Source organism: Rhizobium hidalgonense (assembly GCF_002914525.1).
Lineage (GTDB): Bacteria > Pseudomonadota > Alphaproteobacteria > Rhizobiales > Rhizobiaceae > Rhizobium > Rhizobium hidalgonense.
In genome coordinates this window covers 109600-133900 of record NZ_LODW01000116.1, presented here as the reverse complement: position 1 = coordinate 133900, position 24301 = coordinate 109600, and the positions used below count along the sequence as shown (strand labels likewise).

Sequence of the window (24301 nt, the reverse complement as noted above, 5' to 3'; positions counted from 1 at the left end):
GGTGATTCCTGACGTCAAACCCAGCAGCGTGCTTTATCTTAACGGCGTCTCGGTTTCCTTCGACGGCTTCAAGGCGTTGAATTCGCTGTCGATCGTCATCGAGCCCGGCGAGCTTCGCGCCATCATCGGTCCGAACGGTGCCGGCAAGACGACGATGATGGATATCATCACCGGCAAGACCAGGCCCGATGAAGGCGAAGTGTTCTTCAACGGCACTGTTGATCTCACCAAGAAGGACGAGGCCGACATTGCCCAGCTCGGCATCGGCCGCAAATTCCAGAAGCCGACCGTCTTCGAAAGCCATACTGTGTGGGATAATCTGGAGCTGGCGCTCAACCGCCGCCGCGGCGTATTCTCGACGCTGTTCTATCGGCTTTCGGGCGAAGACAAGGCACGTATCGAGGAAATCCTCGATACGGTGCGGCTGACCCACCGCCGCGATGAACTGGCCGCCAACCTCTCGCACGGGCAGAAGCAGTGGCTGGAGATCGGCATGCTCTTGGCGCAGGAGCCGAAGCTGCTGCTCGTCGACGAACCGGTGGCCGGCATGACCGATGCGGAAACGGCGGAAACGGCGATCCTGCTCAAGGATATCGCCAGGACCCGATCGGTCATCGTCGTCGAGCACGACATGGGCTTCATCCGCGACCTCGGCGTCAAAGTCACATGCCTTGCGGAGGGCTCGGTGCTGGCTGAGGGATCGATCGATTTTGTCAGCTCCGATCCGAAGGTGATCGAGAACTATCTCGGACGGTGACCGATGCAACTTATAGGCTTGAACCTGACAAAAGAAAACGCTCTAAAACGGGCGGGGTTTATTGTGGGGTTTCATCATGGCTTTTCTCGGCATTCTGGTCGCGGCGATCAGCGGCGCGGTCATCTGGTACTGGCGTTTTAAAATGGTGCGTGAGGCAGGAAGCGAGATCATCGATTCCGTCGAGCGCATGCGCGGCGCCTATAAGCGTGGAAAGCGCCGCAAGCAGGCGGAAGTAGCGCCGCTGGCTTCGATCGCCGATCCGGCGATTGCGGCGGTGGCCTTCTTCTTCTGCCTTGCCAAGGAGAAGCCGATGTATGTCGACGCTGCAAAGGAGGTCGTGCGCAGCCGCATGAAAGGCATCATCCGGCCCGCCGACATGGAAGAGGTGCTGGTTTTCGGCGAGTGGGCGTCCAAGAACGTCACCAGTCCCGAAGACCCGATCCGCCGGTTCCGGGATATGTGGTTAAAGGCGCTCGACACGCAAGAGCGGCAGCAACTGATCGGCATTGCCGAGGACGTGGCCACGGCCGGCGGCGAAAGAACGAAAGAACAGGAGCACGCCTTGCAGGTGCTGAGGCGCTCGCTGATGAACTGATGGGAACGGGTGAACGGATGCTGACAGTCGAAAACGCAAATCTGCATTATGGCGCCGCCCAGGCGTTGCGCGGCATCTCGATCAAAGCCGAGATGGGCAAGATTACCTGCGTGCTGGGGCGCAACGGCGTCGGCAAGAGTTCGCTTCTGCGCGCCGTGACCGGCCAGCATCCGCTGTCGGCCGGCACCGTCACCTTCAACGAAACCAAGCTGAACGACCTGCCGCCCTTTGCCCGCGCCAAGCAGGGCATCGGCTATGTGCCGCAGGGCCGTGAAATCTTTCCGCTACTCACCGTCAAGGAAAATCTCGAAACCGGTTTTGCCCCGCTTAGCCGCCGAGACCGCAACATTCCCGACGATATCTTCCGTCTCTTCCCGGTGCTGAAGTCGATGCTGTCGCGTCGCGGCGGCGATCTTTCCGGCGGGCAGCAGCAGCAGTTGGCGATCGGACGCGCCATGGTGACGCGACCCAGGATTCTCGTGCTCGACGAGCCGACCGAGGGTATCCAGCCGTCGATCATCAAGGACATCGGCCGGGCGATCCGTTATCTCCGCGATTCCACCGGCATGGCGATCCTGCTCGTCGAGCAATATCTGGATTTCTGCCGGGAGCTTGCCGACTACGTCTATATCATGGACCGCGGCGAGATCGTGCATGAGGGCCTTGCCGAAACCCTGGATACGCCGGAGGCTCGTCGCCATCTGACCATCTGACCGGCAAATGCTGCATTTTTCAGCAGGGGGCGTCATACTCGCAAATCTCGCGCGTCGGCTTCGGGCATCCCTGGACGGCATGGGAATTGCTTGCCTTCCGTCATCCGCGCGATTGCATGGAGAAACGGTGGCGCGACCGAAAGGCATGATATGACGATTGCGGCGGCGAGCACGAGACCGCAAAGAGCGGAAGGGCGCGGGCATCTGGCGGCAAAGCTGTTCGATGGCCGCACGCGTCTGCGTGAACTCTATCAGGAGGGTGCGGCGAAGATCCGCCTGCCCGAAACTTTCGATGCGTCGATGGAAGCCGTCATCATCAACACCGCAGGCGGGCTGACCGGCGGCGACCGGATGGACTGGAGCGTCGTCGCCGGCGCCGGCACGAAGATCGACGTCACCACCCAGGCCTGCGAGAAGATCTACAAGGCATCGGCGGGCACTGCCGAAGTGACGACGCGCATTGAAGTCGGAGCGGGAGCGCGCGTCGACTGGCTGCCGCAGGAAACGATCCTCTTCGACCGCGCTTCACTTTTCCGCCGGCTCGATGTCAATCTCGACGAGAGTGCCGAATTCCTGGCCGTCGAGGCCGTGCTGCTTGGCCGCAAGGCGATGGGCGAGACGGTGGAGACGGGGCTTTTCCGCGACCGTTGGCGCATCCGCCGCTCGGGCCGGCTAATCCATGCGGAGGAACTGAGGCTCTCAGAAGGAGTGGCGGCGCTGGCGGCGCGCCAGGCGGTGCTTGGCGGACAGGTTGCCTTTGCGACGCTGCTTTATGCCGGGCCGCTTTCGGAAGCCTATCTCGGCAAGGTGCGGCCGCTCGTCGAAGATTCGATGGGCGGTGCCAGCGCCTGGGATGGCAAACTCGTAGTTCGCCTTGCGGCGACCGACGGCTTCTCACTCAGAAAAATCCTGATCCCGGTCATTTCCGCCTTGCGCAATGGTGCGCCCGTGCCGAAAGTCTGGAATCTATAAGTTCAATAAGCAGGTAGATGATGAACCTCACTCCGAGAGAAAAAGACAAGCTGCTGATATCGATGGCGGCGATGGTGGCGCGGCGGCGGTTGGAGCGCGGCGTCAAACTGAACTATCCCGAGGCGATCGCGCTGATCAGCGATTTCGTCGTCGAAGGCGCCCGCGACGGCCGTCCGGTCGCCGAGTTGATGGAAGCCGGCGCCCATGTGATCGGCCGGGACCAGGTGATGGAGGGCATTGCCGAGATGATCCACGACGTGCAGGTGGAGGCGACCTTCCCGGATGGAACCAAGCTCGTCACCGTGCACGAACCGATCCGGTGAGGAGAGAACATGCTCGAGCTCAGGCCTAATTGCGAATGCTGCGACAAGGATCTGCCGCCGGAGAGTGCGGAGGCACGGATCTGCACCTATGAATGCACCTTCTGCGCTGATTGCGTCGATGGCGTGCTGAGAGGTCGCTGCCCGAACTGCGGGGGCAATCTCGTCGTCAGGCCCATCCGGCCAGCCGCCATGCTCATCAAAAATCCGGCATCGACGAAACGTGTGCTGAAGGCCGAGGGCTGCGCGCCCAAGGCGGCTTGAGGAGAACTCTATGATTCCGGGCGAAATCATTGCCGCAAGCGGCGACATCGAACTGAATGCCGGCGCACCGACGGTGACGCTGGAAGTGTCCAATACCGGCGACCGGCCGGTGCAGGTCGGCAGCCACTATCATTTCGCCGAGACCAATGCCGGGCTTTCCTTCGACCGCGCAGCGGCGCATGGCAAGCGGCTCGATATTCCGGCGGGAACGGCGGTGCGCTTCGAGCCGGGGCAGACGCGCTCGGTGACGCTGATCCCGCTTTCCGGCAAGCGCGAAGTTTATGGCTTCCGTCAGCTGGTGATGGGCAAGCTTTAGAATAACAGGAGAGATGGATGCGTTTGAATGTCTCCCTGATCGGGGCGGCGATATTGCTGACGGCAGGTGCTGCCTCCGCTCAGGATGTCGATTGCAACAATCCCAAGACGCAGTCGGATATGACGTCCTGCGAGGCGGCGCGCCACGAGACCGCCGACAAGGCTCTGAATGTGCAATATAAGAAGACTCGCGCGGCTCTTGCGGCGGTCGACAAGGACTTGGATGGCGACATGAAGGGCGCGGAGCAGGCGCTGGTCAAGGCGCAACGCGCCTGGATCGATTATCGCGACGCCGAGTGCGACGCTTTCGGCTTCCAGGCCCGTGGCGGCACGATGGAGCCGATGCTGGTCGCCGGGTGCCTCGCCAATATCACCGACAAACGCACCAAAGAGCTGAAAGAGCTCGAAGACACGATGAGCAACTAAGGTGAAGATCGTGATCGTCGGCAATGGCGAGGTCGCAGACGCGGAGGCAGGCATCATCGATGCCGCCGATTTCGTCATCCGCTTCAACGATTGCCGCTCCTATGGCGCCAGCGGCAGCCGGACGGATGCCGTCGCGGTTTGCAACACCGGCCGGCCGGCAAAGGCGATGCTCGGTTCGCCTGAGTGGCGCGTTCATCCCGGCGTCGTTTCGACCGGCGAAATCTGGAGCGTGCGCGATCCGGAGAAATTCGCCGCGATGCGGGCGCCGCTTGCCGTCTCGCATCCTGATCTCGATGATTTCTGCGACGACTACACGGACGCGTTCATCGCCTTCTGCGCTGATACCGGCAAGACGCATGTCGTGATCGACAAGTCGATTCATGAGGCGGTCGATGCCGCGCTTTCGGCCTTTGCGCCTCCGCCCTATGTCGTGCCAAGCAGCGGTATGATCGTCATTGCCAAGGTGCTGAACGCATATGCCGATGCCGAGGTGATGCTGGCCGGCTTTGGTCACGTCGGCTGGGAATGGCACCCGTTTGCAGCCGAACGACAGCTTGTCGATCGCTATATTGCCGCCGGCCGCCTCAGGCGGCTCGGCGGAAAAACACTTGTCTCTTCCTCCCACGGAGCCTGATGGATGCCCTATAAGATCTCGCGCGCCGCCTATGCCGGCATGTTCGGACCGACCACCGGCGACAAGGTACGCCTTGCCGATACGGAGCTCTTCATCGAGATCGAGAAGGATTTCACCACCTATGGCGAGGAGGTGAAGTTCGGCGGCGGCAAGGTGATCCGCGACGGCATGGGCCAGAGCCAGGTGACGCGGGCGGACGGCGCGGTCGATACCGTCATCACCAATGCGGTGATCGTCGACCATTCGGGGATCTACAAGGCCGATATCGGCCTGAAGAACGGGCGCATCGTTGCGATTGGCAAGGCCGGTAACCCCGATATGCAGCCCGGCGTCAATATCATCGTCGGCCCGGGCACGGAGGCGATCGCCGCCGAAGGCAAGATCGTCACTGCTGGCGGCATGGACAGCCATATCCACTTCATCGCGCCGCAGCAGATCGAAGAGGCGCTGATGTCAGGCATGACCTGCATGCTCGGCGGCGGCACGGGGCCGGCGCACGGCACGCTTGCCACCACCTGCACGCCCGGTCCCTGGCATCTCGCGCGCATGATCGAAGCGGCCGATGCCTTCCCGATGAACCTCGCCTTCGCCGGCAAGGGCAATGCCTCGCTGCCGGGGGCGCTGACCGAAATGGTGCTGGCCGGCGCCACCTCGCTGAAGCTGCACGAGGACTGGGGTACGACACCCGGCGCCATCGACTGCTGCCTGTCGGTCGCCGACGAATACGACGTGCAGGTGATGATCCACACCGATACGCTGAACGAAAGCGGCTTCGTCGAGGATACGATCGGCGCCATCAAGGGCCGCACCATCCACGCCTTCCACACGGAAGGGGCGGGCGGCGGGCATGCGCCCGATATCATCAAGATCTGCGGCCAGCCGAACGTCATCCCGTCGTCGACCAATCCGACGCGGCCCTATACGGTCAACACCATCGCCGAGCATCTGGACATGCTGATGGTCTGCCATCACCTGTCGCCGTCGATCCCCGAGGATATCGCCTTTGCCGAAAGTCGCATCCGCAAGGAGACGATCGCAGCGGAAGACATTCTGCACGATATCGGCGCCTTCTCGATCATCTCGTCCGACAGCCAGGCAATGGGCCGCGTCGGCGAGGTGGCGATCCGCACCTGGCAGACGGCCGACAAGATGAAACGCCAGCGCGGCCGGCTGAAGGAGGAAAAAGGCGACAACGACAATTTCCGAGTCCGCCGCTATATCGCCAAATACACGATCAATCCGGCGATCGCTCATGGTCTCAGCCACGAGATCGGCTCGGTGGAGATCGGCAAGCGCGCCGACCTCGTGCTCTGGAACCCGGCCTTCTTCGGCGTGAAACCCGACATGGTGCTGCTCGGCGGCTCGATCGCGGCGGCCCCGATGGGCGACCCTAATGCCTCGATCCCGACACCGCAGCCGGTGCATTACCGGCCGATGTTTGCCTCCTATGGCAGGAGCCTCACCAATTCCTCCGTCACCTTCGTCAGCCAGGCTTCACTCGATGCCGGGTTGAAGGGCCGGCTCGGCGTCGCCAAGGAACTGGTGGCGGTGAAGAATACGCGCGGCGGCATCTCCAAGGCGTCGATGATCCACAACGATCTGACACCCGAGATCGAGGTCGACCCGGAAACCTATGAGGTCAGGGCGAACGGCGAATTACTGACATGCGAGCCGGCGACGGTGCTGCCGATGGCGCAGCGCTATTTCCTGTTCTAAGCCCGCTTCGTTCGATGCGTCACTGGTCGTTTCGATGAGGACAGGTTTCCGCTGGCTCTTGCGGGTTTTGGTTCTGCTGGTGCTTTCAGTGGCATTCGGGACCTTCATTCCCCGGCCGCTGATTGCCCCGGTCAAGGCGTCGTCTGCGGCGGCAACACATCGGATTCTCCTGCTGTCGGGCCCGATCCATACCGATATTGCCATTCCGCTGGACGAGGAGACGCGGGCTGCTTTTTCGTTTCTCGACGATCCTGGTTTTCCGCTCGGCCATCCGAATGCTGAATGGCTCATCGTCGGCTGGGGCGGCCGCTCTTTCTATTTGGAAACTCCGACCTGGGGGGAACTGAAGCCGCTGCCGGTGCTGCGGGCACTCACGATCGACCGTTCGGTGATGCATGTGGACCTTGCCGGTCACATCACCGAGCCGCAGCCCAGCATTGCGGCATTCGATATCGGCGGCGATCAAATGAGGCGGCTGCGCAATTTTATCTCGGACAGCTTCGTTCGCGACACGGGCGTGGTGGCGCCGATTTCCGATGCCGGTTACGGCGAGATCGATCGGTTCTTCGAGGCCAAGGGATATTTCAACGCCCTCTTCGGCTGCAACACCTGGACGGCCGCTGCGCTCCGCTCGGCGGGGCTTCGGACCGGCTTATGGAACCCGTTTCCACAATCATTGCGATTGTCCATGAGTGTCTACAATTGAAGCAGCCGCACGCCGGGCAGCTCTTCCTGTGAATTGTGAACGACACTCTCCATTCGGTTGTAAAAATCAGTGGAGAAGCTGGTATTTTTTCCAGTTAGACCATTCTGGAACAGCCCTACTATCTTGTCTGACAAAGCCGTTTTAAATCAATCGCCTAGGTGTCCCTCTGTGGTGTGCGATTCAGGGATTGCGATGCTGCATCTCCTGCTAGAAAAAATCTGTCCATCGAATCGTCGGAAACCGTTCAATTTTAACGAGTCGATTAAGACACCCGCAGCAATTGGGCTCCTATCAATGCCTTGAAACGCCGGGCAGGAAGGTCGATTCTCATGAGAAGCTGGATGTCGCTGCAGGCCGATTTCGGCAATTTTCAATATCGCAGGAACGTCTATCTCTTTGCGTTGAAGATGAGCTTTCTTGCAGTCCTTTTCTCCGGCGTCATCATGGCGCTGACGATACCGCCGCTCGGCTTTTTCGGGCTGCTGCCGGTGACGCTTGCGCATGCGATCGGTTTCGGCGCCATTTTTTCCTGGCTCGTCGGCGGCACGGTTTCCGGTATGCTGTCGCTGGCAGCCGGTTTTGCCCTGCACGAATTGACACTGTCGCGAGCGGAGTTCGAAAAGCTCAGCCGCACCGACACGCTTTCGGGCCTGTTGAACCGGCGTGCCTTCGCAGAGGCGCTCGAGAATACCGAGGGCAACGCCTCGCTTGTTATATTCGATGTCGACCGCTTCAAGGCGATCAACGATCGCTTCGGCCATGCCTGCGGCGATGCCGTCATCACCGCGGTCTCCGCCATGCTCACATCCGCCTTCGACGAAATGTCCGTCGTTGCACGGCTGGGTGGGGAGGAGTTCGGCGTCATCATCTCCGGCGAGCCGCTGGAAGCGCGGATGGAGCGCATCGAAGCTGTCCGGGCCCGGATCGCAAGCGGCGCCATCGCGGCCGAGGAACACGATATCCGCATTACCGTTTCCGGCGGTGTTGCCGATCTCGCCGCCGGGCGCGGCAAGCAGGCGGTCTATGCTTCGGCGGACCGGGCGCTCTATCTAGCCAAGGCACTCGGGCGCAATCGCGTCGTACATGAGCGGGAAGGTTTGCATCACGCCTGGCACGGGCTCGTCGACAATGGCCTCGATGCTAAGGGCCGGGGAGTTGAGAGCGACAACGTGATGCAGGCATACGGAATATAAAGCCCCGTTCCGAGCAAAAGGCCATTGGTGCTTGCATCGGGAGAGGCTATTTTGCATGGTCGTCGCCTCAGCAAAACGGACATATCATGCAGCGCGTTACCTCCTATCTGCCCGCCGGAACCCCTTCCTCCCATCCGACCGCCCAGGTCAAGCTGCCGCATGACCTGCGCCATCTGCGCCGCAAGCTGCTGCATCTGGAAAATGGCGAGATGGTCATGCTCGATCTCAAGGACCCGGTGCTTTTCGCCAATGGTGACCTGCTGGTGCGCGACGACGGCGAACTGATCGAGATCCTCGCGGCCGATGAGAAGCTCTTCGAGATTCGCGGCCGTGACCGCACACATCTCGTCGAGCTAGCCTGGCATCTCGGCAACCGTCATCTCGCGGCCCAGATCGAGGAAGACCGCATCGTTATCCTGCGCGATCACGTTATCCGCACGATGCTGCAGGGGCTCGGCGCCACCGTCCTCGATATCGACGAGCCCTTCCAGCCGGCGCGCGGAGCCTATCATTCCCATGGTGGACATTCGCATGATCATGGACATGCGGCTCACGACCGTGGACACGACCACGATCACCATCATGACCATGGACACAAACATGATCACGGCCACGAGCACGTGCATGGGCCAGGATGCAACCATGAACACGACCATGACCACGGCCATCACGGCCACAAGCACGACTGAGGCGCGATGACTGGGGACCCTGAGCTGCAGGCATTGCTGCGCCTGACGGCATGGCTCTCGCCGGCCTTTCCGATCGGCAGCTTTGCCTATTCGGGCGGGCTGGAGCGGGCCGTGGCCGACGGGCTCGTCACGGATGCGAGTTCGCTTGCGGCCTGGATCGGCACACTGACCGGCGATGGTTCGGTCTGGAACGATGCGGTGCTTCTGGCTCAAAGTTACAGGCACCAGGCGGATGCTGCGCAGCTTGCTGAGATCGCTGCACTTGCCGCTGCACTTGCCGGATCGCGCGAGCGCCACCAGGAGACCATGTTGCTCGGCGAGGCCTTCCTGGCCGCGGCGCGGGCCTGGCCGGACGATGTGTTCGAGAGGCTGCCTAAGCAGGCCGCCTATCCCATCGCGGTCGGGGCAGTAACCGGTGCGCATGGCATAGGGCTCGAAAAGGCGCTCGCCGCCTTCCTGCATGCTTATGCCTCGCAAGCGGTGTCATCCGGCATCCGTCTCGGTGTCGCCGGCCAGAAGGATGGCGTTGCCGTGCTTGCCGGCCTGGAGCAGAGCCTCACGGAGGTCGCCCGGCGGGCGGCGGCCTCGACGCTCGACGATCTGGGTTCGGCGACGGTGCAAGCCGATATTGCCAGTCTGCGTCATGAAACGCAGGCGACGCGGCTGTTCCGCTCGTGAAAAATTATCGGCGGGAACTGCGTCATTTGACGGTGGCGCGCGCCGGTCAGGTCGCTATCATCGCCCTTCGATTGGAGTAAAACAGATGAAGTCAAGAAACGGACCTCTGCGCGTCGGCATCGGCGGGCCGGTCGGCTCGGGCAAAACGGCGCTGACCGAAAAGCTCTGCAAGGCGATGCGCGATGACTATTCTGTCGCGGTCGTTACCAACGACATCTACACGACAGAGGATGCCGAAGCGCTGGTGCGCATGCAGGCACTGCCTTCCGACCGTATCGTAGGTGTGGAGACCGGCGGCTGCCCGCATACCGCCATTCGCGAGGATGCGACCATCAATCTTCAGGCGATCGCCGGCCTCAACGCGCGGATTCCCGATCTCGACGTGGTCTTCATCGAGTCTGGCGGCGACAATCTGGCGGCGACCTTTTCGCCCGATCTTGCCGATATCACTATCTATGTCATCTCCGTCTGTCAGGGCGAGGAAATCCCGCGCAAGGGCGGGCCCGGCATCACCCGGTCGGACCTGCTGGTCATCAACAAGAAGGATCTGGCGCCCTATGTCGGCGCCGATCTCGAGGTGATGGACCGGGATGCCACGCGTATGCGCGCCCAACGTCCCTTCGTCTTCTCCGACATGAAACGCGGCGACGGCGTCAACTCGATCGTCAGTTTTCTGAGAGAACAGGGCGGGCTTTGAGGGGCAGCCCGCCGCAGCTGAAGTCGCTCACGGCTGGGCGACAATCGGTAAAGCAAAAAGGGCCGGGAGATCGCTCCCGGCCCTTTTGATTTCGTGAGCCATTGCTCACTCCGCCGCAAAAGGCGGCAGGCGGAGCACGTTGGTGTCGTTGGCCTTCTTGCGTTTGTCTGCCGGCTTTTCGATCGCCGTCAGGCGCTCGTCCAGCGAGTCGATATCGTTGCGGTTTTCGCGGCTAACGCGGGTGAGATCCTCACGCGACAGCGGCAGTTCCTCCTCGTCCTTCTTGCCGACCAGGCGACCGAACGCCCAGCCGATCAGGCGCGACAGGTCGTCCATGATCAGGAAGAAGGAGGGCACGACGACAAGCGAGAGTACCGTCGAGACGATAATGCCGCCGATCACCGCGATTGCCATCGGCGCGCGGAACGAGCCGCCTTCGCCGACGCCGAGCGCCGAGGGCAGCATGCCCGCCGACATGGCGATCGAGGTCATGATGATCGGCCGGGCGCGCTTGCGGCCGGCTTCGACCATGGCTTCGACGCGAGCCATGCCCTGGTGGCGCATCTCGATGGCGAAATCGACGAGCAGGATGGCGTTCTTGGTGACGACACCCATCAGCATCAGGATGCCGATCATCACAGGCATCGACAGCGGATTGCTAGTGATGATCAGAGCCGCCGCGACGCCGCCGATGGCGAGCGGCAGCGAGAACAGGATGGTGAAGGGCTGGATCACGTCCTTGAAGAGCAGGATCAGAACTGTCAGCACCAGCAGCAGGCCCATCAGCATGGCGTTGACGAAGCTCTGCTGCATCTCGCTTTGCACCTTGGTGTCGCCGCTTTCGGCAAGGTGCACCGAAGCCGGAATGTTGGCCTCCTTGACGATCTCGCGGAAGCGCGCCGAAGCCGTGTCGAGCGCCACGCCCTGCGGCAGGTCGGAGCCGATCGAGACGACGCGGTAACGGTTGTTGCGCTTGATCGAGCTTACGCCTTCCGAATAGTCGATATTGGCGACGCTTGCGAGCGGAACGGTGCCGCCGCTGGCGGTTTGGATCTTCAGTGCGCGGATGGCTGAGAGATCTCGGCGCATGTCGACCGCCGCCTGGACGCGGATCGGGATCTGGCGATCGTCGAGCGAGATCTTCGCAAGTGCCGCATCGACATCGCCGATAGTGGCGACACGGATCGTCTCGGAGATCTGCTGCGGCGTGATGCCGAGGCGTGCGGCTTCGTCCTTGCGCGGATAAACCTGCAGTTCCGGACGGGGCAGGGCGCCGTCTGCGCTGACATTGGCCAGTAGCGGATCGGCGCGGAGCTTGGATTCCAGAACGCCGACAGCGTCGTTCAGATCCTTCTCGTTCTTGGAGAGGAAGTTGAAGGCGAGGTCGCGTTCGCCGCGGTCGTTGAGCTTCAGGATACGGACGTCCGGAATGTCGCGCAGCTTGGCGAAGACTTCCTTTTCGATATCCCATTGCGGACGTTCACGTCCGTGGACTTCCACCTTCGGCAGCATCGGACCGATGACCGGGATACGGCCGAGCCCGTCATTGACCATCTTCTTAATCAGTGATTGGTCCAGCTTGTGAAGTGCCAACGTGATGGTCGCGCGGCGCAATTCGAGATCGCCCTTCGGCGATGCGCCGCCGAGCACGAAGACGCTTTCAACACCGTTGATATCCTTGACCCTGTCATAGATCGCATCCGTCGTCTTTTCGGTATCGTCAAGCCGTGCATTCGGCGGCAGTTCGACGGAGAGCACGATGCGCGAGGCGTCTTCGGGCGGCAGGAAGCTGCCCGGAACCTGCATCAGCAGCATAATGGAGCCGGCCAAAAAGCCGAACGCGACAAGCAGCGTCGCGTAACGCGTGTACCAGCGCCCGGTCGTGCCGCGTATGAGGCGTGTGTATCCACGCATCAGCAGGCTATCATTGTCGTGATGATCGTCGACGCCGTCTTCTGCACGCATGAGATAGGCGGCCATCATCGGGGTGATGAGGCGCGCGACCATCAACGAGAAGAAGACCGAGAAGGCGACGGTCAGGCCGAACTGGATGAAGTATTGGCCCGGAATGCCCGGCATGAAAGAAACCGGCACGAAGACGGCGATGATGGTGAAGGTGGTGGCGATGACGGCAAGGCCGATTTCATCCGCCGCCTCGATCGCCGCCCGATAAGGCGTCTTGCCCATCTTGATGTGACGGGCGATGTTTTCGATTTCGACGATCGCATCGTCGACGAGGATGCCGGTCGCGAGCGTCAAGGCAAGGAAGCTGACGAGGTTCAGCGAGAAGCCCATCATGTCCATGATCCAGAAGGTCGGGATCGCAGACAGCGGAAGGGCGATTGCAGAAATCAGCGTCGCGCGCCAATTCCTCAGGAACAGGAAGACGACGATGACTGCGAGCAAGGCGCCTTCAAGCAGCGTGTGGATGGCGGCTTCGTAGTTGCCATAGGTGAAATAGACCGAATCGTCGATGAGTTCGATCTTCACGTTCGGGTTTTCAGTCCGGACCTTGTCCAGACTCTGAGCCACGGTCTCGGCGACGCTCACTTCGCTGGCGCCCTTCGAGCGGAAGACGCCGAAGGTGACAACGGGCGTGGCGTCGAAGCGCGAGAAGGATTTGGGCTCCTCATAGGTGTCCTTGATGACACCGAGATCGGACAGCTTGACGAAGCGGCCATTCGGCAGCGCGATCGTGGTGTCGGCGAGTTCGGCGACATTTCGGGCGTCGCCCAGAACGCGGATCGCCTGTTCGCTGCCGGCCACCTGGCCGCGGCCCGAGCCGAGGTCGATGTTGGTGCCGCGCAGCTGCTGGTTCACGCTTGCGGCGGTGATGCCATAGGCATCGAGCTTGCCGGGAGTGAGTTCGATACGCACTTCGCGTTCCGCGCCGCCGTAGCGGTCGACGCGGCCGATGCCGGCCTGGCCCTGGAGCGCCCGCTTGACCGTATCGTCGACAAACCAGGAAAGCTCTTCCAGCGACATATCAGGCGAGGAAACGGCGAAGGTCTGGATCGCTTGGCCTTCGACATCGACCTTGGTGACAATCGGTGCTTCGGCGGTTGCCGGCAAATCGCTGCGGATGCGATCGATCGCGTCCTTGACGTCCTGTACCGCCTGTTCCGTCGGCACTTCCATTCGGAACATGACGTTGGTCTGCGAGCTGCCGTCGGTCACCGTCGACTGGATTTCGTCGATGCCGGTGATGGAGGCGATCGCATCTTCGATCTCCTTGGTCACCTGCATTTCGAGTTCGGCCGGCGAAGCACCGCTCTGCGTCACGCTGATCGAAACCAGCGGCACGTCGATGTTCGGGAAGCGCGTGATCGGCAGCTTGTTGAAGGACTGCATGCCGATGAAGATCAACAGGCAGAAGGCCAGGAGCGGCGCGATTGGGTTTCGAATGGACCAGGCTGAAAAATTCATCGGATGGTCTCTTTAGTTGGAAGCCGGGGGCTGTTCACGCACCGGCGTGATGTGGTCGCCGTCACGGACATAAGCGCCCGCCTTGGCCACGACCTCGTCGCCGGTCTTCAATCCATCGACGATCTCGACATAGGCGCCGTCCTGGATGCCGGTCTCGACCTTGGCGAATTTCACCACGCCATCCTCGACCTTGCGGGCGGACGAGCCTTCGTTGCCGGTGAGCACGGCGGTCAGCGGAAGCGATACGCCTTCGGTCTCGCGGACGATGATCTCGGCGCTGCCATACATGCCCGAACGCGCCTTGCTGTCATCGTCGATCGAAATATGGACGAGACCGAGGCGGGTGGTGGGATCGACGGTCGGCGATACCAGGCGCACGGCGCCGGAAAGCTTCTCGCGGCTGCCGGAAAGCGAGATCGCCGCCTTCTGGCCGGCCACGACCCTGACAATGTCGCTTTCGGCGACCTCTGCGACAAGCTCGACATCGCCGTCGCGGATGAGGGTGAACAGCGGGTCGCCGTTGCCGGCGGCAATGGCGCCGACCTTGGCGTTCTTTGCCGAGACCGTGCCGGCCACTGGCGTCTTCACATCGGTGCGCGCCAGCTTCAGATCCGCATCGGCGATCTGGCTGTCGAAGACCTTGAGATCGGCTTCGGCGACCTCGATCGCCTGTTCGGCTGAGACGACGCGAGCATTGGCGGCGGCGGCGGTCGCATCGGCCTGTTCGACCTGGGCAGTGGAAACCGTGCCCTTCTTGCCCATTTCCTGGGAGCGGGCCTGCTGCTGCCTGGCCTGTTCAGCATTGGCCTGCGCCTCGATGAGCTGGGCGCGCAACTGGGCCAGGCTTGCCTCGCCCTTGGCTTTCGTCGCCATCATCTGGCTTTTCTCCAGCACCAGCGCATCATCGTTGAGCGTCGCCAAAGTGCTTTCCGCCTGAACCCTGTCGCCGATATCGGCCTTCAGCGCGCGGATCGACAGGCCCTCGACCTGCGGCTGGATATAGACTTCCTCGACGGGCTTGACCGTTCCCGTACCGATGACACGGTCGACGAGGGTGCGGTTGACAGCCTTGGTGACGACGATTGCCGGCAGATTTTGTTGCGGCTTTTCAACCGGCTTTTCCTGCGAAAATGCAGTGGATGCGGCAAGAGCCGCGGCAAAAAGAGTAGCGGCGCCTAGAATTCCAATCGGCTTGCGTGCCATGCGTTTTCGTCCAATCTTGTAACAAGCTTAGCCGAACTCGCGCGTCTGCCACTCAGCTCGCGACCAGGCCACTGCCTTTCCTGCATTCTCAGGGGTATCCACACATCATTGCCGTCTTGTCCCTCGCCGGCAAATCGGCTTCTAGTTGGTATCGATTTGCTCGATATGCAAGCCCGGCAGAAAACAATTCCCCATGAGCCGATAATAATTACCATCAGAACCTGAATCAATCACCGCAAGGTTATGTGAACATGACGATGATTGATTGCGCTTCTACCCCAATGACGTTTGACGCCCGATAAATGCGACAGTTGCAAGGCATTTTTTTCATCGACTTGAAAAAAGAAACGCGCGGAAAATCTTCCGCGCGTTTCGGTTTGGAATATCGCGGCGATTACTTGGCCGCCGCGTCCGTGATGTCATGCGTCCAGGCGCCCGAGGGCTCCTTGCTGATGATCTTCTGGTCGAGCAACGCCTTTGCCGTGCGGGCATAGAGCGCCTCGTCAAGCTTGCCCGAGCCGTCGCCGACCAGCTTTGCGACTTCGCCCATCATTCGCTTCTGGTGGTTCTCGTCCTGGCCGCCGTTGTCCATGACGATCTCGGCGGCTTCGTCGGGGTTTTCGGTCGCATATTTCCAGCCCTTCATCGAAGCGCGGACGAATTTGACCATCTTCTCCTTGAAGGCCGGATCCTTCAGCTTGTCTTGCATCGCATAGAGGCCGTCTTCGAGAAGGTCATTGCCCATCTCGGTGTAGTTGAACACCGTCAGTTCTTCCGGCTTGAAGCCGGCATCGATCGCCTGCCAGTATTCATTGTAGGTCATCACCGAGATGCAGTCGGCCTGCTTCTGTACGAGCGGCTGCACGTCGAAGCTCTGCTTCAGCACGGTGACGCCGTTGGCGCCGCCTTCAGTGGACAGGCCCAGCTTGTTCATCCAGGCGAAGAAAGGATATTCGTTGCCGAAGAACCAGACGCCGAGCGTGTGACCCTTGAAGTCGGCTTCGGTCTTGACCGGGCCATCCTTGCGGCAAATCATTTCCAGGCCCGACTTCTGGTAGGGCTGGGCGATGTTGACGAGCGGAACGCCCTTTTCGCGGGCAACCAGCGCGCCGCCCATCCAGTCGACGATGACATCGGCGCCGCCGCCGGCGATCACCTGCTCGGGAGCGATATCGGGGCCGCCCGGCTTGATGTCGACGTCGAGGCCTTCTTCCTTGTAGAAGCCCTTGTCCTTGGCGACGTAATAACCGCCGAACTGGCCCTGCGTGACCCATTTCAGCTGCAGCACGACCTTATCGGCGGCCATCGCATGGGCTGCTGCAAGCGACATCGCGCTTGCCATCATTGCAACCATCAACTTTCTCATTTTCTTATCCTTACCCTCTGAAGTTATGCCCGGGCTCATTTCCGAACCCCGTGCGCGCCTAGCCACCACGGATAGACGGATGCCAGAACGTCACCGCCCGTTCGGTCAGGGCGATGATGCCATAAAAAATCGAGCCGGCCAGCGCTGCGACGGCAATTTCCGCCCAGACCATGTCGACATTCATGCGGCCGATCTCGGTAGAGATGCGGAAGCCCATGCCGACGATCGGCGTTCCGAAGAATTCGGCAACGATGGCACCAATCAGCGCCAGCGTCGAGTTGATCTTCAGTGCGTTGAAGATGAAGGGCATGGCTGCCGGAAGCTTGAGCTTCAGCAGCGTCTGCCAGTCGCTTGAGGCATAGGTGCGCATCAGATCGCGCTCCATGCTGCCGGAGGCGGCAAGGCCGGCGACGGTGTTCACCAGCATCGGGAAGAAGGTCATGATGATGACGACGGCGGCCTTGGACGGCCAGTCGAAGCCGAACCACATGACCATCACGGGGGCGACACCGATGATCGGCAGGGCCGACACCATGTTGCCGATCGGCAGCAGGCCTCGGCGCAGGAAGACGACGCGGTCGGCCAGCACCGCGACGACAAAGCCGCTGAGGCAGCCGACGATGTAACCGATCAGCACCGCCTTGAAGATCGTCTGCCTGACGTCCGCGCCGAGGATCGGCAGGGAGGCCATGATGCGGGTGCCGATGGCGCTCGGCGGCGGCAAGATGATGAACGGGATGCCGCCGCCGCGCGTGACCGCTTCCCAAAGGATGAGGATCCAGGCACCGAAGATTGCCGGGATCAGCAGCTGGAGTATCGATTTGCCGAAGGTAGTGACGGGCTGCAGTTTTGAGAGCTCCGTCACGCATCGCCAGGCCAGCAGCCAGCAGGCAAAGAGCAGCAGGAAGAAAGCCCGTGTCGCCATGCCCTCGTTGCCGGAGAGAGCGGAAAGCAGCATCCAAGCGGCGCCATGCGCGCCGATGAACAGCACGGTGGCGCGGTAGGCCGGCGGTTGCGGCGCGAAAGACAGCAGGGCGGCCGCGATGACGATGATGAAGACGAGGCTGGCCGTGCCGTCGGTGAGCGGCCGTGAAGCCCCCTCGGCCAGCAGCGGCAGGCTGATCCGCGCCGCCAGGCAGAGGAGGAGAGCGGTCAGGCCCTGCCAGGAAGAGCTCAGATGTCTCATGCCGGCCTCCCGCCCATGGCACGGTCGACGATCTTTGCGGCAATGCCGACAATCGCAACCAGGATGCCCGCCAGCAACGATCCGGCGACGAGGGCTGCCCAGATATCGATGGTCTGGCTGTAATAGGAGCCGGCAAGCAGCTTCGAGCCGATGCCGGCAACGGCGCCTGTCGGCAACTCGCCAACGATGGCGCCGACGAGGCTGGCGGCGATCGCGACCTTCATCGAGGTGAAGAGAAAGGGGATCGAGGCCGGAACACGCAGCTTCCAGAAAGTCTGCGTCGGGCTTGCATAGTATGTGCGCATCAGGTCGAGATGCATGATCTCAGGCGACCGCAATCCCTTCACCATGCCGACGGCAACGGGAAAGAAGGAGAGGTAGGTGGAGATCAGTGCCTTGGAGACGAGACGGGAAGCGTCGGAATCGAGGTTCAGCAAATGGGCGATCGCATTGTCGCCGGTCAGCACATTGTAGGAGATAATGACGATCATCGGGGCGATCGCGAGGATCGGTATGGTCTGGCTCGCCACGAGCCAGGGCATCAGCGAGCGGTCCATGGCACGGTTGTGCACGATCAGCACCGCAAGAAGGATGCCGAGCAGCATGCCGAAGCCAAAGCCGAGCAGGGTCGAGGAGAGCGTCACCCAGCTGTGATAGACGAGGCTGCGATTGCTCGAAAGGCTGCGCAGAAATGTGTTCTCATAGACGTTCTGCGCCACCTGATGCGGCGCCGGCAGGATCGGCTTCGGCTGCGCGAGCGTTTTGCCGATGAATTCCATCGTTGTGGGCGCGACGCCGGCGCGGCTGTCCATGTCACGCTGAAACGGCGCGTTCATCAGGACGGCGGCGGCATACCAGATGGCGATAAGGGCCAGCAGGATCGTGGTAACGGGGATGATCTTGCCTTTGAAGGTGTCTGGTTTCAAAGGGATTGCTCCCATGTATCGGCGCCGAGTGGGCGGTTACCCCCCTCTGCCCTGCCGGGCATCTCCCCCACAAGGGGGGAGATCGGCAAGAGGATGGCGGGTCGTTCCCGGTTGTCTCTGTAGGGAGTTGCTCCCTTGATCTTGTTTGCAGGAGCCTTCGCCACCTGCTGATCTCCCCCTTTGTGGGGGAGATGCCCGGCAGCGCAGAGGGGGGTGGCCTTGGAACTCAACCGCCTAAACCTCATGACTATGCCCCGTCCTCAGCCCCTCGCGGACGCGATGGGCGATTTCCAGGAATTCCGGGGTGTCCCGGATGTCGAGCGGGCGTTCGGCCGGCAGGGGCGAGTCGATCACGTCGGTGACGCGGCCCGGGCGCGGCGACATGACCACGATCTTGGTGGAGAGATAGACCGCTTCCGGGATGGAATGAGTGACGAAACAGATCGTCTTGTTGGTGCGCGCCCAGAGCTTCAGCAGTTCTTCGTTCAGATGGTCGCGGACGATCTCGTCGAGCGCGCCGAAGGGCTCGTCCATCAGCAGCAGGTCGGCGTCGAAGGCAAGCGCGCGGGCGATCGAGGCGCGCTGCTGCATGCCGCCGGAAAGCTGCCAGGGAAATTTCTTCTCGAAACCGGAAAGGCTGACGAGATCGAGGGCTTCGGCGATACGCCTCGTGCGGTCGGCGCTGGAATAGCCCATGATCTCCAGCGGCAGGGCGATATTGTTTTCGATGGTGCGCCAGGGATAGAGCGCCGGCGCCTGGAAGACATAGCCGTAGGCGCGGGCCTTGCGGGCTTCCTCTGGTGTCATACCGTTGATCAGGATCTCGCCCGAGGTGCTCTTTTCGAGATCGGCGATGACGCGCAGGAAGGTCGTCTTGCCGCAGCCGGACGGGCCGATGAAAGAGACGAAATCGCCCTTGCGAACATCGAGATTGACATCGCTCAGTGCACGCACCGGGGCGTCATTCGCCTGGTAGGTAAGACAGAGTTCCTTGGCGGATACGACGGAGGGTGCTTGCATCAATGCGACCGATCTTGTTTTCGCCGCCGGAAGGCGGTTTGCGTGCTACCATCGCCGCAGGCCCTGCCGGCGGCACAATTCATGGAGGAAAAGAATGGACGCGACATCACAGCCCACCTGCCACATCGTTCGCCCCAATCACGCCTATAACGGCAAGCAGGGGCTCAGCTATTTCGAAGGGATCGCGGCCGAGACGGTCGGCGCCAAGGGCATCTGCATGCACCTCCTGACGATCCCGCCCGGCGTGCGCGCGAAGGCGCATTTGCACGAGGCGCACGAAACGGCGATCTACGTGCTCTCCGGCGAGGCCCATACATGGTATGGCGACCGGCTGGAGCATCACGCCATCACTCATGCCGGCGAACTGTTCTATATCCCGGCCGGCGTGCCGCATATGCCGGCGAACCTCAGCAGCACTCCATGCACGGCGGTCATCGCCCGCACCGATCCGCACGAGCAGGAAAGCGTCGTGCTTCTGCCTGATTTGGACGCGCTGGTGCCTGCGTGACGTCATCCGCATGGGGGCATCGGTCCGTAGTTGATGGCCGTATCGTCAGGAGCCATCGTCACACGCCGCTTGCCGGGATGCCCGTGCGTTCCACCCTGCGCGGAGAGGTAATCTCCTTCCAGGTGGACAGCGCCTTGCTGACGGCCGTCACCGGTTCGCGCCGGACGAATTCACCATGGCCCTCGCGGGTCTTGACCGTGCTTTCCTCGATTGCGACCACACCGCGCGTCAGCGTGTAGCGCGGCAGGCCGGTAACTTCCTTGCCTTCGAAGACGTTGTAGTCGATCGCCGACTGCTGTGCCTTGGACGAGATGATCTTGGAACGCTTCGGATCCCAGACGACGATATCCGCATCGGCGCCGACCAGGATCGCGCCCTTCTTCGGGTAGATGTTGAGAATCTTGGCGATGTTGGTCGAGGTGACCGCGACGAATTCGTTCATCGTCAGCCGGCCGGTATTGACGCCATGCGTCCAGAGCATCGGCATGCGGTCTTCGAGGCCGCCGGTGCCATTCGGGATCTTGGTGAAGTCGCCTACGCCAGAACGTTTCTGCGCCGTCGTGAAGGCGCAATGGTCGGTCGCGACCACCTGCAGCGAGCCGGAGGCAAGGCCGGCCCAGAGGCTATCCTGATGCTGCTTGTTGCGGAAGGGCGGTGACATGACGCGGCGGGCGGCGTGATCCCAGTCTGGGTTGGAATATTCGCTCTCGTCGAGCGTCAGGTGCTGGATCAGCGGCTCGCCATAGACGCGCATGCCCTTGGCGCGGGCGCGGCGGATCGCTTCGTGTGCCTGCTCGCAGGAGGTATGGACGATATAGACCGGGCAGCCGGCCATGTCGGCGATCATGATGGCGCGGTTGGTGGCCTCGCCCTCCACTTCGGCGGGGCGGGAGTAGGCATGCGCCTCGGGGCCGTTATTTCCCTCAGCCAGCAGCTTTGCCGACATGGAGGCAACGACGTCGCCGTTTTCGGCATGCACCAGCGGCAGCGCGCCGAGTTCGGCGCAGCGCTGGAAGGATGCGAACATCTCGTCGTCATCGACCATCAGCGCGCCCTTGTAAGCCATGAAGTGTTTGAAGGTGTTGATACCCTTGTCGCGGACGATGGTCTCCATCTCCTTGAAGACCTGCTCACTCCACCAGGTAACCGCCATGTGGAAGGAATAGTCGCAATTGGCCCGCGTCGACTTGTTGTCCCACATGGTCAGCGCTTCGAGCAGCGACTGGCCGGGGGCAGGAAGGGCGAAGTCGACGACCATCGTCGTGCCGCCGGAAAGCGCCGCACGCGTGCCGCTCTCGAAATCGTCGGAGGAATAGGTGCCCATGAAGGGCATTTCGAGATGGGTGTGCGGATCGATGCCTCCAGGCATGATGTAACAACCGGAGGCGTCCAGCGTTTCGTCGCCCGACAGGTTCGGGCCGATCTCGATGATCTTGCCGCCGTCAATCTTGACGTCGGCCTTGTAGGTGAGGTCGGCCGTGACGATGGTGCCGTTCTTGATGACTGTGCTCATTCTCCGAACTCCCTATCGCTGCGCGGTGCCTGCGCGAGCTGGTTATCCAATGACTGGCGGTAGCGGATGCAGCCGCGCATGAATTGAGGCCAATCGGGCACGATTTGACCGCCGATCGGGGCGTCGGGCAGAAGTGCCCAAAGATCGGGGTGATGCCAACAGAGTTCGTGGCCGGACGTGTCCCGATGGCTGCGGATCGCATCACGCATGGCGCGTGCTGCCGACAACAGCTCGGCATGGCTCATGCTGTTCAGATCTGCATCCGGATCAGGGCTCACGGAACGATCTCCGCCGTCTCAACCACCGCATGGAACAGCACATCGGCGCCCGCCGTCGCCCATTCCTTGGAAATGTCTTCTGCCTCGTTGTGGCTGAGGCCGCCGACGCAGGGGCACATGACCATCGTTGCAGGCGCCACCTTGGCGGCCCAGCAGGCGTCGTGGCCGGCGCCGGAGATGAGGTTCATGTGGCTGTAGCCGAGCCGTTCGGCGGCTGAGCGAACCGAGGTGACGAGCTTTTCGTCGAAGGTGACCGGTGCGAAATGGCCGATTGCCTCGACCGAACAGCCGACACCAAGCGCGTCACAGATGCCAGGCGCTGCGGCCTCGATCTTTGCCCGCATGCGATCGAGCTTGGCCTTGTCGGGCGAGCGGATATCGACGGTGAAGACCACTTTGCCCGGCAGGACGTTACGGGAATTCGGCGAGAAGAAGACCTGGCCGACGCCGCCGACGGCGCCCGGCTGTTCGCCCATCGCCACACCCTGAACCATTTCCAGGATGCGCGACATGGCGAGACCCGCATTGACGCGCATGTTCATCGGCGTCGAGCCGGTATGGGCCTCCTTGCCGGTCAGCGTGAATTCCAGCCACCACAGGCCTTGACAGTGGGTGACGACGCCGATCTGCTTGTCTTCGGCTTCGAGGATCGGGCCTTGTTCGATGTGATATTCGAAATAGGCGTGCATCTTGCGAGCGCCGACCTCTTCTTCACCGACCCATCCGATGCGTTTTAATTCGTCGCCGAAGAGATTGCCGTCGGGATCCCTGCGGTTATAGGCGAAGTCCAGGCTGTGCACGCCGGCGAAGACGCCTGAAGCCAGCATGGCAGGGGCAAAACGTGCGCCTTCCTCGTTCGTCCAGTTGGTGACCACAATTGGATGCTTGGTCTTGATGCCGAGGTCGTTCATGGTGCGCACGACTTCAAGCGCCGCAAGCACGCCGAGCACGCCGTCATATTTGCCGCCGGTCGGCTGGGTGTCGAGATGCGAGCCGACGTAGACCGGAAGGGCATCGGGATCGGTTCCGGGGCGAGTGGCGAACATCGTACCCATGCGATCGACACCCATGGTGAGGCCGGCTTCGTCGCACCATATCTTGAAAAGGCTGCGGCCCTCGGCATCCGAATCCGTCAGCGTCTGGCGATTGTTGCCGCCTGCAATGCCGGGGCCGATTTTCGCCATGTCCATGAGACTGTCCCAAAGACGGTCGCCATTGACGCGCATGTTCTCGCCTGGTGCTGCCACCATTCTTCAAACCCTCACCTGTTTGCGGCAGTCATGCAAGGGGCATGCCCGCCTGTTCCCGTGGTCTGTTCCCGCGCCTCTTATTGGTTTTGTCGAGCGCCGGAAAATCGCCAGTTGCCTTTGCTTTTCATCTGGCGGATATTTGACCGATTGGTAAACATTACAACTTCCACCGCCGGGCTCAAGACGAAAATCACGAAAATTGCCGATAAAAATGCGGGCAGTTGCTCAGGAAAACGGCAGGGGTGTTTCTGCTGAAACTTGAGGGAAGAAGTTGAATTTCAAGGGGAAACAATAGCCGATGGCTATTCCGAGAGCAGCGAAGACCCTGAGGCGAACGCGAATCCAGGAGGAGAAGGAAGAGCAAATTCTGGAGGCGGCGCTGGACGTGTTTTCGGCACGCGGTTTTCGCGGCTCGACGATCGATCAGATCGCGGAAGTGGCCGGCATGTCGAAGCCCAATCTGCTCTATTATTTCCGCACAAAGGAAGCCATGCACCGGGCGCTGATCGACCGGGTGCTCTACACTTGGCTGGAGCCGCTGCGCGCCTTCGATGCCGACGGCAATCCGGAAGAGGAAATCCGCAGTTACATCCGGCGCAAGCTGGAGATGGCGCGCGATTTTCCGCGCGAGAGCCGGCTTTTCGCCAACGAGGTGCTGCAAGGCGCGCCGCATATCGAGGACGAGCTGAAGGGGCCGCTGAAGGAACTGGTCGACGAGAAGGCGGAGGTCATCCGCGCCTGGACGAAATCAGGCAAGATCGCCGAGTGCGACCCCTACCATCTTATCTTCTCCATCTGGTCGACGACGCAGCATTACGCGGATTTCGACGTCCAGGTGCGTGCCGTGCTGGGGCAGGAGCATGCCGGCGAGGGGCGTTTCGAGGATGCGGCGCGGTTTCTGGAACAGCTCTTCATCGGCGGGCTGCGGCTGGATCGCTCCGAGAGCTGAG

26 protein-coding genes are annotated in these 24301 nt (G+C 61.6%); 17 read left to right on the top strand and 9 right to left on the bottom strand.

Annotated elements, in window-relative coordinates; all coding sequences use genetic code 11:
* The first annotated feature begins 1 nt into the window (after window position 1).
* From urtD to ureG, 15 genes are all read left to right on the top strand, one after another.
* Window positions 2–757 (top strand): urea ABC transporter ATP-binding protein UrtD, encoded by a 756-nt coding sequence (urtD, locus tag ATY29_RS32600; protein ID WP_003565995.1) that lies wholly within the window; start codon window positions 2–4, stop codon window positions 755–757.
* Window positions 758–833: 76 nt separating this feature from the next.
* Entirely contained in the window at window positions 834–1352 is a 519-nt protein-coding gene (locus ATY29_RS32595; RefSeq protein ID WP_003565994.1) for a hypothetical protein, read from the top strand.
* A gap of 17 nt (window positions 1353–1369) precedes the next feature.
* On the top strand, window positions 1370–2065 hold the full coding sequence (gene urtE / locus ATY29_RS32590; RefSeq protein ID WP_097534042.1) for an urea ABC transporter ATP-binding subunit UrtE: 696 nt from the start codon (window positions 1370–1372) through the stop codon (window positions 2063–2065).
* Between the two features lie 150 nt (window positions 2066–2215).
* Window positions 2216–3037, top strand: coding sequence for an urease accessory protein UreD (locus ATY29_RS32585; RefSeq protein ID WP_097533927.1), 822 nt, complete (start codon window positions 2216–2218; stop codon window positions 3035–3037).
* Window positions 3038–3057: 20 nt separating this feature from the next.
* On the top strand, window positions 3058–3360 hold the full coding sequence (locus ATY29_RS32580; protein WP_003561955.1) for an urease subunit gamma: 303 nt from the start codon (window positions 3058–3060) through the stop codon (window positions 3358–3360).
* Window positions 3361–3369: 9 nt separating this feature from the next.
* Window positions 3370–3621, top strand: coding sequence for a DUF1272 domain-containing protein (locus tag ATY29_RS32575; protein WP_025416894.1), 252 nt, complete (start codon window positions 3370–3372; stop codon window positions 3619–3621).
* A gap of 10 nt (window positions 3622–3631) precedes the next feature.
* A complete protein-coding gene (locus ATY29_RS32570) occupies window positions 3632–3937 on the top strand; it encodes an urease subunit beta (RefSeq protein ID WP_003542314.1) in 306 nt (101 codons plus the stop codon).
* 17 nt (window positions 3938–3954) lie between these two features.
* Complete coding sequence (locus ATY29_RS32565) at window positions 3955–4362, top strand: lysozyme inhibitor LprI family protein (protein ID WP_003565987.1); 408 nt, start codon at window positions 3955–3957, stop codon at window positions 4360–4362.
* Window positions 4363–4372: 10 nt separating this feature from the next.
* Window positions 4373–4996: a glycosyltransferase family 29 protein gene (locus tag ATY29_RS32560; protein ID WP_097534040.1), complete on the top strand. Its 624-nt coding sequence runs from the start codon at window positions 4373–4375 to the stop codon at window positions 4994–4996.
* A gap of 3 nt (window positions 4997–4999) precedes the next feature.
* A complete protein-coding gene (ureC, locus tag ATY29_RS32555; RefSeq protein ID WP_003565983.1) occupies window positions 5000–6712 on the top strand; it encodes an urease subunit alpha in 1713 nt (570 codons plus the stop codon).
* A 34-nt stretch (window positions 6713–6746) separates the two neighbouring features.
* Complete coding sequence (locus ATY29_RS32550; RefSeq protein WP_097533926.1) at window positions 6747–7418, top strand: TIGR02117 family protein; 672 nt, start codon at window positions 6747–6749, stop codon at window positions 7416–7418.
* 329 nt (window positions 7419–7747) lie between these two features.
* Entirely contained in the window at window positions 7748–8611 is an 864-nt protein-coding gene (locus ATY29_RS32545) for a GGDEF domain-containing protein (RefSeq protein ID WP_003565980.1), read from the top strand.
* 86 nt (window positions 8612–8697) lie between these two features.
* Window positions 8698–9300 (top strand): urease accessory protein UreE, encoded by a 603-nt coding sequence (gene ureE, locus ATY29_RS32540; RefSeq protein WP_097533925.1) that lies wholly within the window; start codon window positions 8698–8700, stop codon window positions 9298–9300.
* Window positions 9301–9306: 6 nt separating this feature from the next.
* On the top strand, window positions 9307–9978 hold the full coding sequence (locus tag ATY29_RS32535; RefSeq protein WP_097533924.1) for an urease accessory protein UreF: 672 nt from the start codon (window positions 9307–9309) through the stop codon (window positions 9976–9978).
* Window positions 9979–10063: 85 nt separating this feature from the next.
* Window positions 10064–10675 carry an urease accessory protein UreG gene (ureG, locus tag ATY29_RS32530; RefSeq protein ID WP_003565974.1) on the top strand — a complete coding sequence of 204 codons (612 nt, stop codon included), beginning with the start codon at window positions 10064–10066 and terminating at the stop codon, window positions 10673–10675.
* A gap of 105 nt (window positions 10676–10780) precedes the next feature.
* Here the strand turns inward: ureG and ATY29_RS32525 are convergent, their stop codons facing one another.
* The 6 genes from ATY29_RS32525 to ATY29_RS32495 all read right to left on the bottom strand — a co-directional run bounded on the left by ATY29_RS32525 (window position 10781) and on the right by ATY29_RS32495 (window position 19802).
* Window positions 10781–14101, bottom strand: coding sequence for an efflux RND transporter permease subunit (locus tag ATY29_RS32525; protein ID WP_097533923.1), 3321 nt, complete (start codon window positions 14099–14101; stop codon window positions 10781–10783).
* Window positions 14102–14113: 12 nt separating this feature from the next.
* Window positions 14114–15304 carry an efflux RND transporter periplasmic adaptor subunit gene (locus ATY29_RS32520; protein ID WP_025416889.1) on the bottom strand — a complete coding sequence of 397 codons (1191 nt, stop codon included), beginning with the start codon at window positions 15302–15304 and terminating at the stop codon, window positions 14114–14116.
* Window positions 15305–15698: 394 nt separating this feature from the next.
* Complete coding sequence (locus ATY29_RS32515; protein WP_003565968.1) at window positions 15699–16670, bottom strand: ABC transporter substrate-binding protein; 972 nt, start codon at window positions 16668–16670, stop codon at window positions 15699–15701.
* 58 nt (window positions 16671–16728) lie between these two features.
* Window positions 16729–17856, bottom strand: coding sequence for an ABC transporter permease (locus tag ATY29_RS32510; protein ID WP_003565965.1), 1128 nt, complete (start codon window positions 17854–17856; stop codon window positions 16729–16731).
* Complete coding sequence (locus ATY29_RS32505) at window positions 17853–18782, bottom strand: ABC transporter permease (RefSeq protein ID WP_003565963.1); 930 nt, start codon at window positions 18780–18782, stop codon at window positions 17853–17855. Before ATY29_RS32505 ends, ATY29_RS32510 begins: the two co-directional genes overlap by 4 nt.
* Before the next feature lie 234 nt (window positions 18783–19016).
* Window positions 19017–19802: an ABC transporter ATP-binding protein gene (locus tag ATY29_RS32495; protein ID WP_003565961.1), complete on the bottom strand. Its 786-nt coding sequence runs from the start codon at window positions 19800–19802 to the stop codon at window positions 19017–19019.
* 94 nt (window positions 19803–19896) lie between these two features.
* Here ATY29_RS32495 and ATY29_RS32490 point away from each other — a divergent pair, with 94 nt between their 5' ends.
* Window positions 19897–20310 carry a cupin domain-containing protein gene (locus ATY29_RS32490; RefSeq protein ID WP_003565959.1) on the top strand — a complete coding sequence of 138 codons (414 nt, stop codon included), beginning with the start codon at window positions 19897–19899 and terminating at the stop codon, window positions 20308–20310.
* A 58-nt stretch (window positions 20311–20368) separates the two neighbouring features.
* On the opposite strand, the gene hydA is transcribed toward ATY29_RS32490, so the two are convergent.
* Genes hydA through ATY29_RS32475 form a run of 3 tightly spaced genes read right to left on the bottom strand, consistent with a single transcriptional unit; the run spans window position 20369 to window position 23351 of the window.
* Entirely contained in the window at window positions 20369–21823 is a 1455-nt protein-coding gene (gene hydA / locus ATY29_RS32485; RefSeq protein ID WP_003565957.1) for a dihydropyrimidinase, read from the bottom strand.
* A complete protein-coding gene (locus ATY29_RS32480) occupies window positions 21820–22101 on the bottom strand; it encodes a hypothetical protein (RefSeq protein WP_025416884.1) in 282 nt (93 codons plus the stop codon). Before ATY29_RS32480 ends, hydA begins: the two co-directional genes overlap by 4 nt.
* Entirely contained in the window at window positions 22098–23351 is a 1254-nt protein-coding gene (locus ATY29_RS32475) for a Zn-dependent hydrolase (RefSeq protein ID WP_003565953.1), read from the bottom strand. Before ATY29_RS32475 ends, ATY29_RS32480 begins: the two co-directional genes overlap by 4 nt.
* Window positions 23352–23649: 298 nt before the next feature.
* Between ATY29_RS32475 and ATY29_RS32470 the strand changes: the two genes are divergently transcribed.
* Window positions 23650–24300 carry a TetR family transcriptional regulator C-terminal domain-containing protein gene (locus ATY29_RS32470; protein ID WP_003565950.1) on the top strand — a complete coding sequence of 217 codons (651 nt, stop codon included), beginning with the start codon at window positions 23650–23652 and terminating at the stop codon, window positions 24298–24300.
* The last annotated feature ends 1 nt before the right edge of the window (window position 24301 follow it).